We start from the raw sequence: 14,381 nt of genomic DNA, 5'->3' as shown, positions 1-14,381 counted from the left end.
GTCTCCATCAGGTCACCACTTGGTACTGGAAGCGATCCGAACGGCTGGTGGACTGCGCCAGCTCCACCGGGCGGCCGTCGCGATCGCGGGAAAGGGTGAATACGGTGAGCGCCGGCAAGTGCCGGGGCATCATCAGCAGTGCGGCTTCGTCGCGGTTGGGCAAACGCGCGCCGATCAGGCTTTGGGTACGGGTCAACGGCATGTCGCGCTCACGCAGGTAGTGGCGCAGCGAGCCGCCGTTGTAGTCCGCCAGCAGCGGCGCATGGCTGGCGCAGTAACGGTGGCGGATCAGGCTGACCGGCTGGTGGTCGAGCTTGCGCAGGGTTTGCAGCTCGATCATCGGCGCCATCTCGGCGATGCCCAGTTGCTGGGCCTCTTCGCGGCTGGCAAAGCAGTAGCGGCGCTTGAGCAGCATCGCTTCCACGCCCACGCCTTGGGCCGACAAGGACTGGCTGTAGGAGGTCTCGGCGCCCATCGGGTAAATCAGCGGGCGGTCCAGCACCTGGGTGCCCTTGCCCTGGCGGCGCAACAGGCTGCCTTCGAACACCAGCTCGTCGATGGCGCGGCGCAGGGTGTGGCGGTTGACGCCGAAGCGTTCAGCCAGTTGCACCTCGCCCGGCAGGAATTCACCGGCCTGGTAGCTGCTCAGTTCGCGGCGCAGGATGTCAGCGAGTTCGCGGTACACCGGCTCATCTTGTCTAGACAACTGCATGCTTAAAAAAAAGCGCCCAGGGGCACCCCTCCGTCGTCAGATGAACTGCTTGCGCAGGCGTTGGGACAGCACGTCGATACAGCTCACCACCACGATGATCACCAGCAGCACCGCGCAGGTCTGCACGAACTGGAACGCGCGGATGTTCTCCCAGAGGATCACGCCGATCCCGCCGGCACCGACCATCCCCACCACTGTCGCCGAACGCACGTTGGCCTCGAAGCGGTAGAGCGCGTAGGACACCCACAGCGGCATCACTTGCGGGATCACGCCGTAGATCACTTCCTGCAAGGCACTGGCGCCGGTGGCTCGCACACCTTCAACGGGGCCCGGGTCGATGGCTTCGACGGCTTCGGCAAACAGCTTGGCGAGGACCCCGGTGGTGCTGATCCACAAGGCCAGGACACCGGCAAAAGGACCGAGGCCGACGGCGACCACGAACAACATCGCGAACACCATTTCGTTGATCGAACGGAAGGCATCCATCACCCGGCGCAGCGGCTGGTGAATCCACCATGGGGTGATGTTGTCGGCGCACAGGATGCCCAGGGGCACCGAGCAGACGATCGCCAGCACCGTGCCCCAGAGGGCGATTTGCACGGTGACGATCATCTCCTTGAGGTAGGAGCGCCATTCGTGGAAGTCCGGCGGGAAGAAGTCGGCGGCGAAGGTCGCCATGTTTCCGGAATCGCGGTACAGCGCCAGCGGGTTCATCTCGGCGCCGTGCCAGGCCCAGGCCAGCAGGATCAGGAACAGGCCCCAGCCCAGGTATTGCGGCCAAGTCCTTTTGCCCACTGCTTCAGCATGCAAGGTAGTCATGGGTCACTCTCGGTGTAGGGTTGGAACTGGGCTTAATGTGGGAGCGGGCTTGCTCGCGAATGCGGTGACTCAGTCGCCGGATGCGTTGAATGACACACCGTATTCGCGAGCAAGCCCGCTCCCACATGAACCCGATTCCTACAGGGGGTTAGCCGTTGGCTGCGGTCTTCTTGTCTAGTTCGGTGATGCGCTCTTGCAGCTTGGCCAGGTCGGCGTCGATGTCGGCGAGCTTCCTGGCCTTGTCAGCCGCTTCCAGCTTGTCGTCGGCGCTGATGGTGGTGCGCTGCTTGAACAGTTCCAGTTGGCGGATCGGCAACAACTGGTCGTCGCTGGACTTGAGGAACTTGCCCAGTTGCATGTTCTTCAGCACGGCCTTCTCTTCGTCGGTGTCACCGTAGTTGGCGAAGAAGTCGCGGATCTTGGTCTTCTCGCTGTCGCTCAGGGCCTTGCTCCACACCATCGGGTCGGCCGGGATCAGCGGCGACTTCCAGATCACCTTGAGCATGGCGGCCTTGTCCGGCTGGGTGACTTCCAGTCGGTCCCAGCTTTCGGTGTTGAAGGTGGCGACGTCCAACTGCCCCTTGGCCACGCTCAATGCGTTGACTTCATGGCTGGAGTTGAGGGTTCGCTTGAAGGCGGTGGCGGCGTCGACGTGGTTCTTGGCGAACACGTAGTAGCCGGGTACCAGGTAGCCCGAAGTGGAGTTCGGGTCACCGTTGCCGAAGGTCAGGTTCTTGGCGTTCTTGAGCATGTCATCGACGTTGTTGATCGGGCTGTCCTTGCGCACGATCAGCACGCTCCAGTAACCGGCAGCCCCGTTGGCGGCGGCGGTCTGGGCGAAGATTTCGCCGTTGGAACGGTCCACCGCTTCCATCGCGGCCTTGTTGCCCAGCCAGGCCACGTCGACTTTGTTGAAGCGCATGCCCTGGATCAGGCCGGCGTAGTCGGAAGCGAAGGTGGCGTTGATGGTGAGGCCGGTCTTCTTGTGCATGTCATCCAGGAAGGGCTGCCAGATGCTCTTGAGGTTCTGCGAAGACTCGGTGGACATGATGCCGAAATTGATCGCCTTGTCGGCGGCCTGGGCAGTGCCCATGGCCACGCTGGCAAGCAGCACGGCAGACAGAAACACATGACCGATACGGTTCAACATGGAGAGGATTCCTGTGGGTCGTTAGTAAGGTTTCAAGCGCGGGCCAGGGCCAACCGTGCGGGGACGACGGGTGTGCGGGTCTGGTCGGAAAACATCAGGCTGGTGTCGACATCGGCACCGTACAAATCGTTGAGGAACTGGCTGCTCAGCTCGCTGGCCTGGCCGTCGAAGTGAATCCGCCCGCCCTTGAGCGCCACGGCTCGCGGGCAATAACGCATGGCGTAATCGACCTGGTGCAGGGTGACCACCACGGTCTTGCCGTCGCGGCCGTTGATGTCGGCGAGGATCTCCATGACCTTGCGCGCCGACTCTGGGTCCAGGGAGGCGATGGGTTCATCCGCCAGGATCACTTCGGCGCGTTGCGTCAAAGCGCGGGCGATTGCCACGCGTTGCTGCTGACCGCCGGACAAGGTGGAGGCGCGCTGGCTGGCCAGGTCTGCCAGGCCGACGCGGGCCAGGGATTCCATGGCGAACTGTTTTTCCTCGGTGTTGAACAAACCGAGGTTGCCGCGCCAGCGCGGCATGCGGCCCAGGCAACCGAGCAGTACGTTGTCGAGCACGCTCAGGCGGTTGACCAGGTTGAACTGCTGGAAGATGTAGCCGATGTCGGCGCGCAGGCGCCGCACCTTGCCATTCAACCGCCCGCTGGCCTGCACTTCCCGGCCCAGCACCTTGACGCTGCCGCCGTTGCTCTTGTCGCAACAGGCCAGGCCCGCGAGGTGGCGCAGCAAGGTGGACTTGCCGGAGCCGGAAGCGCCAATCAGCGCGACCATCTCACCGGTGGCAACGGTGAGTTCGAGGTCGACCAGCGCGGATTTCTTCGCAAAGGTCTTGTTCAGATGATCGACATGGATAGCTGGAGTCATGGGCTTCTCTGTCTGGTTGAACAGCCATCCGTGGCTGCGTTTGAGTTCAAACGACAGTAGGCGCGGGCTGTGTCAGCCCTATGACTTGCACATGACTGGAGTAAAACCGTTTGATGAAGGTTTGATGAAAGGTTGGAAGTAGCTGTAGGACGTTGATCGTTCCCAACGCTCTGCGTGGGAATGCCGCCTCGGACGCTCTGCGTCCATTGAAGTTTTGCGCAGTGGTGACGCGGAGCGTCACGGAATGCATTCCCACGCAGAGCGTGGGAACGATCCATACCTAACCTGTGGCGAGGGAGCTTGCTCCCTCGCCACAAGGTCTTCGCCCGGCATTGGAAATGTGCCGGACTGTGGTGCAATAGCTGGCCGCCAATATGTGCAAAAGGACAACGTGATGGGAAAAGACAAGGCATGTCCGGTCATCCTGCGAACCCGCCAATCCCTGGAAATCCTCGCCTTCAAACACCCACTGGCAGGTCTTCAACTGGTCAAGGGCAGCTTGGAGCCTGGCGAAAGTACCGAGGCTGCGGCAGTTAAAGAGTTGCTTGAAGAGGCCGGGATAACCGGCAAGGTGATACGTGACCTGGGCACTTGGCACTCAGCGTCCACGGGGCATACATGGGCCTTTCATCAATGCCTGATCCCTGAAGACCTGCCAGATACCTGGACCCATTTTGCAGAGGATGATGGCGGCCACGAGTTCCAGCTCTTCTGGCACCCGCTGGCGAGCGAACCGTCAGAAGAGTGGCATCAGGTGTTTAAAGATGCCCTGGAGTTTCTAAAGCCGCGCCTTGCCGAGATCCAACTGGCAACGTAAATCCAATGTGGGAGCCGGGCTTGCCCGCGATAGCGGTGGATCAGCAACAGTTTCAAAACCTGATACACCGCTATCGCGGGCAAGCCCGGCTCCCACATTTTGATTTTCATCAGGTTCAAATTCGTCGGTGTTATTGGGCGGTGCGGGCGCGCAATCGCGGCATCACAAAATCCAGAAACGCCCGCAGCTTCAGCGGCAACGGCGACTGCCCTTTGTGCACCAGGCTAATGGGCAGCGGCGCCGACTCGAACGCCTCAAGCACCACCGCCAACGCCTCCTCCCGCACTGCATCCGCCACTTGATACGAGAGTACCCGAATCACCCCAACCCCCAACGTCGCCGCCGCAATCGCCGCTTCTGCAGTGTTCACCGACAACCGCGAATGCACCGGTACCGAGAGCCCGGTTTTACCCGCGCCAAATCCCCACGCCCCTTGGGACGCCAGCACTTCGAAGGTGATGCAGTCATGCCCCGCCAAGTCCTGGGGCTCAGCGGGTATGCCGCGAGCGGCCAGGTATGCCGGGCTGGCGCACACCACCCGCCGCACCGTGCCCACCTGCATGGCCTTCAGCGAGCTGTCGGGCAACTCGCCAATGCGCACCGCGACGTCGCAGTGTTCTTCCATCAGGTGCACGACGCGGTCGGTGAGGATCAGGTTGATGTCGATCTCCGGGTACTGCGCGAGGAATTCCGCCACCACCGGCACGATGTGCAGCCGCCCGAAGACCACTGGCGCGGTAACGACCAGTTCGCCCCGGGGCTGGGAATATTCGCCAGTGGCCGCGCGCTCGGCCTCGCTGATGTCTTCAAGAATGCGCCGGCACGCGTCGAGGTAAGAGGCGCCGGCATCGGTCAACGACAGCTGGCGCGTGGTGCGGTGCAGCAGGCGGGTTTTCAGGTGCGTCTCAAGCTCGGCCACCTTGCGGCTGACGCTGGCCAGCGGCATGTCGAGGCGCCGCGCGGCAGCGGTCAGGCTGCCTGCATCAACCACGGCAACGAAGATGGACATGGATTCAAGACGGTTCATGGCAACCTATCAAATTCTGGAAGGATGATTCCAAATCCTAGGGGATTATCCTGCCAAGCGCGAGTGCGTAACGTTGGCCACTCATCTCCTTCCCGGAGATCTGCATTGAAGGAGAGCGCCGTGAGTGGCCTGCCGATGACATCCCAACCTTCCACAGCGCCTGCGGTCGCGCCGCGCGGCAAGATCATCATGATGGCGGTGATCGCCGGCGCGGTGATTACCAATATTTACTGCACCCAGCCGATCCTGCCGCTGATCGCTTCGGACATGGGCGTGGACGTGACCACCGTGGATCTGGTGGCCGGTTCCGCCCTGCTGGGTTTTGCTACCGGGCTGGCGTTGCTGCTGCCGATGGGCGACCGTTTTGACCGCCGCAAGCTGGTGCTGGGGCAGATCGCCCTGGCGTTCTGTTTCGCCCTGGCGGCGGCGTTTTCACCGGGCATCTGGGCGCTGATCGGGGCGTCTTTCGGCTTGGGGATTGTGAGCTGTGTGCCGCAGCAACTGGTGCCGTTCGCGGCGGTGATGTCGCAGCCCCACGAACGCGGGCGCAATGTGGGCACGGTGGTCAGCGGGATCATGGTCGGCATCCTGCTCGGGCGCACGATCGCCGGCGTGGTCGGTGAGGCTTATGGCTGGCGGGCGGTGTACGCGATGGAGGCGGCCTTCATGATCCCGGTGTGGATCGGTGCCGCCAGGCTGCTGCCACAAGGCGTGCCGAGCACCAACCTGTCCTACCCTCGCCTGCTGGCTTCGCTGTGGCCGCTGATGCGCGACAACAGCCCGATTCGCCAATCAATGATGGTGCAGGCGTTGTTGTGGGCTTGCTTCAATGCGTTTTGGGTGAATCTGGCAGCACTGTTGGCTCATGGGCCATGGCAATTGGGCAGTGCCTGGGCCGGTGGCTTCGGGATTATCGGTGCGGCGGGTGCGTTGGCGGCGTCGCTCGGTGGGCGGGCTTCCGACAGGCTGGGTTCGCGCAAGGTGATTGGGGCGAGTATCGGGATTGTGACCTTGGCGTTCCTGCTGCTGGCGGGTGCCGAGACTTCGATTATCTTGCTGGTGCTGGGGGTGATCGTGCTGGATATCGGCGTGCAGTCGGGCTTGGTTTCCAACCAGACCCGGGCGTTTGCGGTGGACCCGAAAGCCCAGGGCCGCATCAATAGTTTGTACATGACGGCGACGTTTTTTGGCGGTGCGGTGGGGGCGACAGTCAGCGGCTGGTTGATGGCGCGGTTGGGCTGGATGGGGATTGTGGAGTTTGGGGTGATGCTGGGGGTGATTGCCGGGGTGGTCCACTGGACAAGCGCGCCCAGGCAGACTGAGGAGCTGGCGTAATTTCAAATCAAACGAGATTCAAAATGTGGGAGCGGGCTTGCTCGCGAATACGGTATATCAGTGCCCGATTTGTTGGCTGACACGCCGTATTCGCGAGCAAGCCCGCTCCCACATTTGAGCTTTGTTGTTGGGTGGACTGTATTCCAAACCAGCCATGAAAAAGGCGACCCGAAGGTCGCCTTTTTTCATTGTGCGTACTGCTTGCTCAACCCCGGCGGTACGCCATGGACATCGGTCTCTTCCCAAGGCCCGTTCGGGCTGATGGAGCGGCTCCAGCCGTTGCTCCAGCGGTAGTAGGTGCGCTGGCGGTAGAACGTATCCGGCTGTTCGTCCAGCACGTACACCTGCATCTTCCCGTCCCAGTGACTGGCCGCACCCGGTGGCGGTGCGAAGGTCGGCGAGGAGCTCGGCACCGGCTTCGACGGTTTGATCACCGGGCCTGAGGGCTGGGTGCCTGGCTGTGTGCTCGGCTGGGTCGACGGCCCTGTCGGTGGAATAGTCGGCCCGGTAGGCGACGGAGGCCGATGGACCGCACAAGCACTCAACCCCAGTACCAGGCTGAGCAGGGTGATACGTGCGATAGCGGTCATGGGCATTTCCTCGAATTATTGGTCCGGACTGTCGATGGTCAGCTGCTGCAGCGCAGTGGTGCTGCTGGCCAGGGGTTGGCTGCGGCCGATCCACTCGCCAGCTGTGGGAACACCTGCCCGGGATATGCGCGCAACCAGTTGGACTTCGGGAAAGTTGGACAGTTTCAACTGCGGCATCATCGCGTCGCTGTCGCCCAGCTCGACGGTGATCGGCAGGTCGGCCACGGTCACGCGCTTGGCCGCCAATGGCGCCGGCGGGCCTTTGACGGCACGGGCGAAGATGAACACGCTGTCGGTCGGCAGGGCCTTGGCCTTCACATCGGCGGCCAGGTCCACCCGCACTTGCATCTGTTTTTCTGCCTTCACGGGCGCCACGCTGCCGCCGCTCTCCTTGAGCTTCTCGGCGGCCCGGTCGATCCCGCCTTGCAGCGCGGCACGGGAATTGTCGTCCGGTGGCAGTTGCGCCAGCAGGCGGTTCCAGTAGTCGATCGCTTCCTGGTAACGCTGGCCTTCAAAGGCGGCGATGCCCAGCAGGCCGAGGCTGGTGACTTCTTTCGGATCGAGTTTCAGTGCTTCGTCGGTCAGGGCCTGGACCTTGGGCGACCACTGTTTGTTGTCGGCAAAGTACTGGGCCTGGGCCCACTGGCCGAGCAACTCGGGCTGGCGACCGGCCAGGGCCACGGTGCGCTCGAAGATTTTCGCCGCATCGGCGGAACGGTCCTGGGCCATGTAGGCGCGACCGAGGAAGTACAGGCCTTCCGGCGAATCCGGCTGGGCCGCTGCGGCGCGCTCCAGGCGGCGGGTCATGTCTTCCATGGACACCGGCGGCTGGGAGAATTCGCGGGTCAGTTCGACCTTGTCGCTGGCACCGTAATGCAGGTACAGCGCCACGCCCAGCACCGGCACCAGAAACGCCGCGAGCAACGGCAACGGTTTGCCGAGGCGCGATTCCCGGGGCTTTTCCACACCCTCGGTATCCGCCAGTAACTCACGGGCCGCTTCAGCGCGACCGCTGTCCAGTTGGGCCGCATCCAGCACGCCTTCGGACTGCTGGGTTTGCAGTTCCGCCACACGTTCCTGGTACAGCGCCACGTTCAGCGCGGTGCGATCCTCTTCAAGCTGGGCACGGCGGCCGCGTAACACCGGGATCAGCAGGAAACTCAAGGCAATCAGAAGCAGCAGACCTGCTGCGAGCCAGAAATCAATCATCAGTTTTTTTGTCCAGCAGTTGGTCGAGGCGTTGACGCTCGTCGACGGAAAGCGAGTCCGAGCCATCGGCCGGGGCGACACGACGGCGGCGCACAATCACCGCCATAACGACTAAGCCTGTGAGCAACAACCCGGCGGGGCCGAACCACAGCAGCGCAGTCTTGCCGGTGAGCGCCGGCTTGTAGCGCACGAAGTCACCGTAGCGGTCGACCATGAAGTCGATGATCTGCTGATTGTCCTTGCCCTCGCCGAGCATGCGGAAAATCTCTTTGCGCAGGTCGGCGGCGATCGGTGCATTGGAGTCGGCGATGTCCTGGTTCTGGCACTTGGGGCAGCGCAGCTCCTTGGTCAGTTCGCGAAAACGCTCGCGGTCTCCGTCCTTGGCAAATTCGTAAGTGTCGATGGCGGCGTGGGCCACGCCGACCATGCTCAAGCCCAACACAGCGGCGGCTAACCAACGCTTCATGGCTTGGCCTCATCCACCAGCGCCTGGTACTTGGCGGCCAGTTGCTCGCGCCACACCACTTCGTCGATCACGCCCACGTACTTGTCGCGGATCACGCCCTTGGCGTCGATGAAGAAGGTTTCCGGAGCGCCGTACACACCAAGGTTCAGCCCGAGGTTGCCGTCTTCGTCGCGGATATCCAGCTGGTACGGGTTGTGGAATTCAGCCAGCCACTTCAGGGCGGCAGCATTGTCGTCCTTGTAGTTGATGCCGTAGATCACCACGCCCTTCTCCGCCAGCTTGTTCAGCACCGGATGCTCCACGCGGCAGGAAATGCACCAGGTGCCCCACACGTTGACCAGTGCCGGTTTGCCCAGCAAATCAGCCTGGGTCAGGGTCTTGTCGCCCTGCACCGTCGGCAGCGAGAACGTCGGGAATGGCTTGCCGATCATGGCCGACGGCAGCTCGGCCGGGTCCAGGTACAGCCCGCGATACAGGAACACCGCCACCACCAGGAACGCCGCCAGCGGTAACACCATCAACCAACGCTTCATACTGGCGCTCCTTGCAGACCGAGGGCTTCACGCACCCGGCTCTTGACCTTGACCCGGTAGCGCCGGTCCATCGCTGCCAGCAAACCACCGAAGCCGGTGAGCAGGCCGCCGAACCAGATCCAGCGCACAAACGGTTTGACGTGGACCCGCACGGCCCAGGCACCATCGCCCAACGGTTCACCCAGGGCGACGTAGAGGTCGCGGGTGAAACCGGCGTCGATCCCGGCTTCGGTCATCATCGAACTTTGCACGGTGTACAGGCGTTTTTCCGGGTGCAGCACGGCGATTTCCTTACCGTTGCGCACCACACGTACGGTGCCTTTGTCGGAGGTGAAATTCGGGCCTTCGAAGTGCTTGGCGCCTTCGAAAATGAAGTGGTAGCCGGCCAGGTCCATGGACTCGCCGGGGGCCAGGCGCAGGTCGCGCTCGGCGCTGTTCTGGCTGGACAACACCACACCCAGGGCGCACACGGCGATGCCGATGTGGGCGACCTGCATGCCCCAGTAACTGCGAGTCATGGTCGGCAAGCCTTTGATCAAACCTTTGTGGCGGGTCTTGTCGATCAGGTCGCGTACACCGGCCAGCAATACCCAGGCCGCGAGCATGAAGGTGGCAAGCACGGCCCAGTTGAAGTCGCCGTAGGCAATCCCGGCGATCACCGCCAATGCGGCGCTGCCCAGCAGTACCGGGGTGAGCATGCCCACCAGCCATTTCACCGGGGTGTCTTTCCAGCGCACCAGTACGCCGACCGCCATCACCACCATCAGCAGCGCCATCAACGGGATGAACAGCGCGTTGAAGTACGGCGGGCCGACGGACAGCTTGGCGCCGCTCAGGGCATCCAGCACCAGCGGGTACAGGGTACCGAGCAGAATCATCGAGGCCGCCACCACCAGCACCAGGTTATTACCCAGCAGCAGGGTTTCCCGGGACCAGAGGTTGAAGCCCACGTGGCTCTTGACCACTGGCGCACGCAGGGCGAACAGCGTCAGGGAGCCGCCGACCACGAACAGCAGGAAGATCAGAATGAACACGCCGCGCTCCGGGTCGGAGGCAAACGCGTGCACCGAGGTCAGCACGCCGGAACGCACCAGGAACGTACCCAGCAGGCTCAGGGAAAACGCGGCGATGGCCAGCAACACGGTCCAGCTTTTGAACACGCCGCGTTTTTCCGTGACTGCCAGCGAGTGAATCAGCGCGGTGCCCACCAGCCAGGGCATGAAGGAGGCGTTTTCCACCGGGTCCCAGAACCACCAGCCGCCCCAGCCGAGTTCGTAGTAGGCCCACCACGAGCCCAGGGTGATGCCGATGCCGAGGAATGCCCAGGCGACGATGGTCCACGGCCGCGACCAGCGCGCCCAGGCGGCATCGAGACGCCCGCCGAGCAAGGCGGCGATGGCGAAGGCGAAGGCGACCGAGAAACCGACGTAGCCCATGTAAAGCATCGGCGGGTGCACGATAAGGCCGATGTCTTGCAGCAGCGGGTTGAGGTCGTGCCCGTCGACCGGGATCTGCGGCAGGATGCGGGTGAACGGGTTGGAAGTCATGATCAGGAACAGCAGGAAGCCGATGCTGATCATGCCCATCACCGCCAGCACCCGGGCCAGCATCACTTGCGGCAGTTGGCGGGAGAAGATCGAGACGGCAAAGGTCCAGCCGCCGAGGATCAATGCCCACAGCAGCAACGAACCTTCGTGGGCGCCCCACACGGCGCTGAACTTGTAGTACCAGGGCAAGGCGCTGTTGGAGTTATTGGCGACGTAGGCGACAGAAAAGTCGTCGGTCATGAAGGCGTAGGTCAGGCAACCGAAAGCGAACACCAGAAAGGCGAACTGGCCCCAGGCAGCCGGCTGGGCCAGGCTCATCCACAAACGGTCACCGCGCCAGGCGCCCAGCAACGGGACCACGGCCTGGACGATGGCAAAGCACAGGGCGAGAATCATCGCCAACTGGCCCAACTCCGGAATAAACAGTGCGGACGTCATGACTTAGCCCTCCTTGGCAGGGGTCGGGGCGGATTGGCCGCTGTCTTTGAGGGCCTTGGTGACTTCCGGCGGCATGTATTTTTCATCGTGCTTGGCCAGCACTTCGTCGGCCACCACCACGCCGTCGGCGTTGAGCTTGCCGAGGGCAACGATGCCCTGCCCTTCGCGGAACAGGTCCGGGAGGATGCCGCGGTAGGTGATGGTCACGGATTTGTTGAAGTCGGTGACGATGAACTTGACGTCCAGGGAGTCGCCGGAGCGTTGCAGCGAGCCCTTCTCGACCATGCCACCGGCACGGATTCGGGTATCCAGCGGCGCTTCGCCGTTGGCGATCTGGGTCGGGGTGTAGAACAGGTTGATGTTCTCCCGCAGGGCGCTCAGGGCCAGGGTCACGGCAATGCCGACACCGGCCATGATGGCCAGGATGATCAACAGACGCTTTCTACGCAGCGGATTCACTTTTCGGTCTCCCGGCGCAAACGACGCGCCTCTTGTTGCAGGTAACGCTTGCGGGCCAGGATCGGCGCGGCGACGTTGAGGGCCAGCACCGCCAGGCAAATGCCATAGGCCGTCCAGACGTACAGGGCGTGATGGCCCATGGCGAGAAAATCACTGAAAGAGTTGAAGCTCATCCACGGGCTCCCAGGCTGTTTTGCACTTCGGCCTTGACCCAACTGGTGCGGGCTTCTCGCTTGAGCACTTCGAGGCGCATGCGCATCAGCAGCACGGCGCCGAAGAAGCAGTAGAACCCCAGCACCATCAGCAGCAGCGGCGCCCACATTTCCACGGGCATTGCCGGCTTTTCGGTGAGGGTAAAGGTGGCGCCCTGGTGCAGGGTGTTCCACCACTCCACCGAGTATTTGATGATCGGGATGTTGATCACGCCGACGATCGCCAGCACCGCGCAGGCCTTGGCGGCGCTGTCACGGTTGCTGATGGCGTTGCCCAGGGCAATCAGGCCGAAATACAGGAACAGCAGGATCAGCATCGAGGTGAGGCGCGCGTCCCAGACCCACCACGAACCCCAGGTCGGCTTGCCCCAGATCGCGCCGGTGACCAGCGCCACGGCGGTCATCCAGGCACCGATGGGCGCGGCGCATTGCAGGGCCACATCCGCCAGTTTCATCTTCCACACCAGGCCGACGATGCCGCACACCGCCAGCATCACGTAGCAGGACTGGGCCAGCATCGCGGCAGGCACGTGGATGTAGATGATGCGAAAGCTGTTGCCTTGCTGGTAGTCCGGCGGCGCAAAGGCCAGGCCCCAGACCAGGCCGATGCCGATCAGCAATACCGTGGCGATGCTCAACCACGGCAGCAGTTTGCCACTAATGCCGTAAAACCATTTGGGCGAGCCGAGCTTGTGAAACCAGGTCCAGTTCATGCTGTTTCCATCACGGTTGCTTCTCGTCGTTGCGAGAAGCTTAGGGTCTTTACTGGTTAAGGTTCTATCGCTTAACCAGACCTCATTATTCGCCGACGCTGATCTTCAGGCCAGCCGCTATAGCAAAGGGTGTCAGGGTTACCGCCAGGGCGGCCAGGCTGCCAAGCCACAGGAGGTAACCGGTCGCCGGCATGCCCTGGAGCGCGGCTTGCAGCGCGCCGCTGCCCAGGATCAACACCGGGATATACAAAGGCAAGATCAGCAGGGCCAACAACAGGCCACCGCGTTTCAAACCGACGGTCAGTGCCGCACCTACGGCGCCCAGTAGACTGAGAACCGGCGTGCCAAGCAACAAGGAAAGGAGCAACACCGGCAGGCATTCGGTGGGCAACCCCAGCATCATCGCCAGCAGCGGCGCGAGCAATACCAGCGCCAGGCCGGAAAACGCCCAGTGTGCCAGTACCTTGGCCAATACCAGAAGTGGCAGGGGGTGCGACGAAAGGACCCACTGTTCGAGGGAACCGTCTTCAAAATCACTGCGAAACAGCCCGTCCAGCGAGAGCAGGACCGACAAAAGCGCCGCCACCCAGACCAGTCCCGGAGACAAGGTTTGCAACAGTTTAGTCTCGGGGCCCACCGCCAACGGGAACAGCGCGATCACAATCGCGAAGAACACCAGCGGGTTGGCCAATTCGGCCGGACGGCGACAGAGTAACCGCGCTTCGCGGGCGACCAACAGGGCAAATACGCTCATACCGCCCACCGGCCCAGGTCGAGGTCGCGGTAACCGGCGGGCATGCGCGTCAAGGTGTGGTGAGTGGTCAGGACAACCATGCCGCCCTGCTCGCAGTGCGCGGCAAGGTGTTCTTCCAATTGGGCAACGCCTTGTTTGTCGAGGGCGGTGAAGGGTTCGTCGAGAATCCATAGCGGCGGGCCGTCCAGATACAAACGGGCCAGCGCCACGCGGCGCTGCTGGCCGGCGGACAGGGTGTGGCAGGGAACGTCTTCGAAACCCTTGAGGCCAACCGCGGCCAGCGCCTGCCAGATCGCCTCGCGGCTGGCGGGATGATGCAGGGCGCTGAGCCAACTGAGGTTTTCTTCAGCGGTAAGCACATCCTTGATTCCGGCGGCGTGGCCGATCCAGATCAGGTTGCGCGCCAGCTCGGTGCGCTGCTCGTGCAACGGTTTGCCGTTGAGCCGCACTTCGCCCGCCGTCGGCTGCATCAGACCGGCCAGCAGGCGCAACAGGCTGGTCTTGCCGCTGCCGTTGGGGCCGCTGACCTGCACCATGTCGCCGCCCGCCAGACGCAGTTCGAGGTGTTCGAACAGCATCCGCAGGTCACGTTCACAGGCGAGCGCTACGGCTTCTAGAAGAGGGCTGGTCAAGAGATCGCGGGCCTTTACGGTTCAAGTCGGCGGTGGAACGGCCGTTAAAGAGATGCACATTAACTGCTTTGGCGACCGTTTTTAGAGAGCTGGATCAATCAG

Annotated in this window: 17 protein-coding genes; 2 read left to right on the top strand and 15 right to left on the bottom strand. The window is 62.8% G+C overall.

The annotated features are described in order from the left end of the window. Nucleotides 1–7: 7 nt before the first annotated feature. The 4 genes from phnF to phnC form a co-directional block, all read right to left on the bottom strand. Nucleotides 8–712: a phosphonate metabolism transcriptional regulator PhnF gene (gene phnF / locus HX814_RS05075; protein ID WP_023659262.1), complete on the bottom strand. Its 705-nt coding sequence runs from the start codon at nt 710–712 to the stop codon at nt 8–10. A 36-nt stretch (nt 713–748) separates the two neighbouring features. Beyond that, complete coding sequence (gene phnE / locus HX814_RS05070) at nt 749–1,531, bottom strand: phosphonate ABC transporter, permease protein PhnE (RefSeq protein ID WP_003210621.1); 783 nt, start codon at nt 1,529–1,531, stop codon at nt 749–751. 148 nt (nt 1,532–1,679) lie between these two features. Next, entirely contained in the window at nt 1,680–2,681 is a 1,002-nt protein-coding gene (phnD, locus tag HX814_RS05065; protein WP_003210622.1) for a phosphonate ABC transporter substrate-binding protein, read from the bottom strand. Between the two features lie 32 nt (nt 2,682–2,713). After that, nucleotides 2,714–3,547 carry a phosphonate ABC transporter ATP-binding protein gene (gene phnC, locus HX814_RS05060; protein ID WP_087694468.1) on the bottom strand — a complete coding sequence of 278 codons (834 nt, stop codon included), beginning with the start codon at nt 3,545–3,547 and terminating at the stop codon, nt 2,714–2,716. 394 nt (nt 3,548–3,941) lie between these two features. Here phnC and HX814_RS05055 point away from each other — a divergent pair, with 394 nt between their 5' ends. After that, nucleotides 3,942–4,364, top strand: coding sequence for an NUDIX domain-containing protein (locus HX814_RS05055; RefSeq protein WP_177008373.1), 423 nt, complete (start codon nt 3,942–3,944; stop codon nt 4,362–4,364). 130 nt (nt 4,365–4,494) lie between these two features. On the opposite strand, the gene HX814_RS05050 is transcribed toward HX814_RS05055, so the two are convergent. Then, the gene (locus HX814_RS05050; RefSeq protein ID WP_177008374.1) at nt 4,495–5,391 is read right to left on the bottom strand and encodes a LysR family transcriptional regulator; all 897 of its coding nucleotides are present in this window, start codon (nt 5,389–5,391) and stop codon (nt 4,495–4,497) included. Nucleotides 5,392–5,526: 135 nt separating this feature from the next. Here HX814_RS05050 and HX814_RS05045 point away from each other — a divergent pair, with 135 nt between their 5' ends. Continuing rightward, the gene (locus HX814_RS05045) at nt 5,527–6,726 is read left to right on the top strand and encodes an MFS transporter (RefSeq protein WP_087694340.1); all 1,200 of its coding nucleotides are present in this window, start codon (nt 5,527–5,529) and stop codon (nt 6,724–6,726) included. 185 nt (nt 6,727–6,911) lie between these two features. Here HX814_RS05045 and HX814_RS05040 read toward each other — a convergent pair whose 3' ends face one another. The 10 genes from HX814_RS05040 to ccmA form a co-directional block, all read right to left on the bottom strand. Further along, the gene (locus tag HX814_RS05040; RefSeq protein ID WP_003210627.1) at nt 6,912–7,316 is read right to left on the bottom strand and encodes a hypothetical protein; all 405 of its coding nucleotides are present in this window, start codon (nt 7,314–7,316) and stop codon (nt 6,912–6,914) included. A gap of 15 nt (nt 7,317–7,331) precedes the next feature. Continuing rightward, nucleotides 7,332–8,525 carry a c-type cytochrome biogenesis protein CcmI gene (ccmI, locus tag HX814_RS05035; RefSeq protein WP_177008375.1) on the bottom strand — a complete coding sequence of 398 codons (1,194 nt, stop codon included), beginning with the start codon at nt 8,523–8,525 and terminating at the stop codon, nt 7,332–7,334. Then, entirely contained in the window at nt 8,518–8,991 is a 474-nt protein-coding gene (locus tag HX814_RS05030; protein WP_003210629.1) for a cytochrome c-type biogenesis protein, read from the bottom strand. Before HX814_RS05030 ends, ccmI begins: the two co-directional genes overlap by 8 nt. Continuing rightward, entirely contained in the window at nt 8,988–9,524 is a 537-nt protein-coding gene (locus HX814_RS05025) for a DsbE family thiol:disulfide interchange protein (RefSeq protein WP_177008376.1), read from the bottom strand. The genes HX814_RS05030 and HX814_RS05025 overlap by 4 nt, the downstream gene beginning before the upstream one ends. Continuing rightward, the gene (locus HX814_RS05020; protein ID WP_087694319.1) at nt 9,521–11,509 is read right to left on the bottom strand and encodes a heme lyase CcmF/NrfE family subunit; all 1,989 of its coding nucleotides are present in this window, start codon (nt 11,507–11,509) and stop codon (nt 9,521–9,523) included. Before HX814_RS05020 ends, HX814_RS05025 begins: the two co-directional genes overlap by 4 nt. A 3-nt stretch (nt 11,510–11,512) precedes the next feature. After that, nucleotides 11,513–11,968: a cytochrome c maturation protein CcmE gene (ccmE, locus tag HX814_RS05015; RefSeq protein WP_008434786.1), complete on the bottom strand. Its 456-nt coding sequence runs from the start codon at nt 11,966–11,968 to the stop codon at nt 11,513–11,515. Next, entirely contained in the window at nt 11,965–12,141 is a 177-nt protein-coding gene (gene ccmD / locus HX814_RS05010; protein ID WP_008434788.1) for a heme exporter protein CcmD, read from the bottom strand. The genes ccmE and ccmD overlap by 4 nt, the downstream gene beginning before the upstream one ends. Beyond that, on the bottom strand, nt 12,138–12,893 hold the full coding sequence (locus HX814_RS05005; protein WP_177008377.1) for a heme ABC transporter permease: 756 nt from the start codon (nt 12,891–12,893) through the stop codon (nt 12,138–12,140). Before HX814_RS05005 ends, ccmD begins: the two co-directional genes overlap by 4 nt. Before the next feature lie 85 nt (nt 12,894–12,978). Then, nucleotides 12,979–13,647 (bottom strand): heme exporter protein CcmB, encoded by a 669-nt coding sequence (ccmB, locus tag HX814_RS05000; RefSeq protein ID WP_003210635.1) that lies wholly within the window; start codon nt 13,645–13,647, stop codon nt 12,979–12,981. Further along, complete coding sequence (ccmA, locus tag HX814_RS04995; RefSeq protein ID WP_003210636.1) at nt 13,644–14,225, bottom strand: cytochrome c biogenesis heme-transporting ATPase CcmA; 582 nt, start codon at nt 14,223–14,225, stop codon at nt 13,644–13,646. The genes ccmB and ccmA overlap by 4 nt, the downstream gene beginning before the upstream one ends. Nucleotides 14,226–14,381: the final 156 nt, after the last annotated feature.

It is taken from the genome of Pseudomonas sp. C8002, assembly GCF_013385765.1.
Classification (GTDB): domain Bacteria; phylum Pseudomonadota; class Gammaproteobacteria; order Pseudomonadales; family Pseudomonadaceae; genus Aquipseudomonas.
This window is presented reverse-complemented; position numbering and strand designations above follow the sequence as displayed.

Excerpts from the sequence above, each read along its gene's own strand:
- phnC (WP_087694468.1), bottom strand. The coding sequence starts at position 3,547 with ATGACTCCAGCTATCCATGTCGATCATCTGAACAAGACCTTTGCGAAG.
- HX814_RS05050 (WP_177008374.1), bottom strand. The coding sequence starts at position 5,391 with ATGAACCGTCTTGAATCCATGTCCATCTTCGTTGCCGTGGTTGATGCA.
- ccmA (WP_003210636.1), bottom strand. The coding sequence starts at position 14,225 with ATGCTGTTCGAACACCTCGAACTGCGTCTGGCGGGCGGCGACATGGTG.
- ccmB (WP_003210635.1), bottom strand. The coding sequence starts at position 13,647 with ATGAGCGTATTTGCCCTGTTGGTCGCCCGCGAAGCGCGGTTACTCTGT.
- ccmI (WP_177008375.1), bottom strand. The coding sequence starts at position 8,525 with ATGATTGATTTCTGGCTCGCAGCAGGTCTGCTGCTTCTGATTGCCTTG.
- phnF (WP_023659262.1), bottom strand. The coding sequence starts at position 712 with ATGCAGTTGTCTAGACAAGATGAGCCGGTGTACCGCGAACTCGCTGAC.
- HX814_RS05030 (WP_003210629.1), bottom strand. The coding sequence starts at position 8,991 with ATGAAGCGTTGGTTAGCCGCCGCTGTGTTGGGCTTGAGCATGGTCGGC.
- phnD (WP_003210622.1), bottom strand. The coding sequence starts at position 2,681 with ATGTTGAACCGTATCGGTCATGTGTTTCTGTCTGCCGTGCTGCTTGCC.
- HX814_RS05045 (WP_087694340.1), top strand. The coding sequence starts at position 5,527 with ATGACATCCCAACCTTCCACAGCGCCTGCGGTCGCGCCGCGCGGCAAG.
- HX814_RS05025 (WP_177008376.1), bottom strand. The coding sequence starts at position 9,524 with ATGAAGCGTTGGTTGATGGTGTTACCGCTGGCGGCGTTCCTGGTGGTG.
- HX814_RS05055 (WP_177008373.1), top strand. The coding sequence starts at position 3,942 with ATGGGAAAAGACAAGGCATGTCCGGTCATCCTGCGAACCCGCCAATCC.
- HX814_RS05040 (WP_003210627.1), bottom strand. The coding sequence starts at position 7,316 with ATGACCGCTATCGCACGTATCACCCTGCTCAGCCTGGTACTGGGGTTG.
- ccmD (WP_008434788.1), bottom strand. The coding sequence starts at position 12,141 with ATGAGCTTCAACTCTTTCAGTGATTTTCTCGCCATGGGCCATCACGCC.
- phnE (WP_003210621.1), bottom strand. The coding sequence starts at position 1,531 with ATGACTACCTTGCATGCTGAAGCAGTGGGCAAAAGGACTTGGCCGCAA.
- HX814_RS05005 (WP_177008377.1), bottom strand. The coding sequence starts at position 12,893 with ATGAACTGGACCTGGTTTCACAAGCTCGGCTCGCCCAAATGGTTTTAC.
- HX814_RS05020 (WP_087694319.1), bottom strand. The coding sequence starts at position 11,509 with ATGACGTCCGCACTGTTTATTCCGGAGTTGGGCCAGTTGGCGATGATT.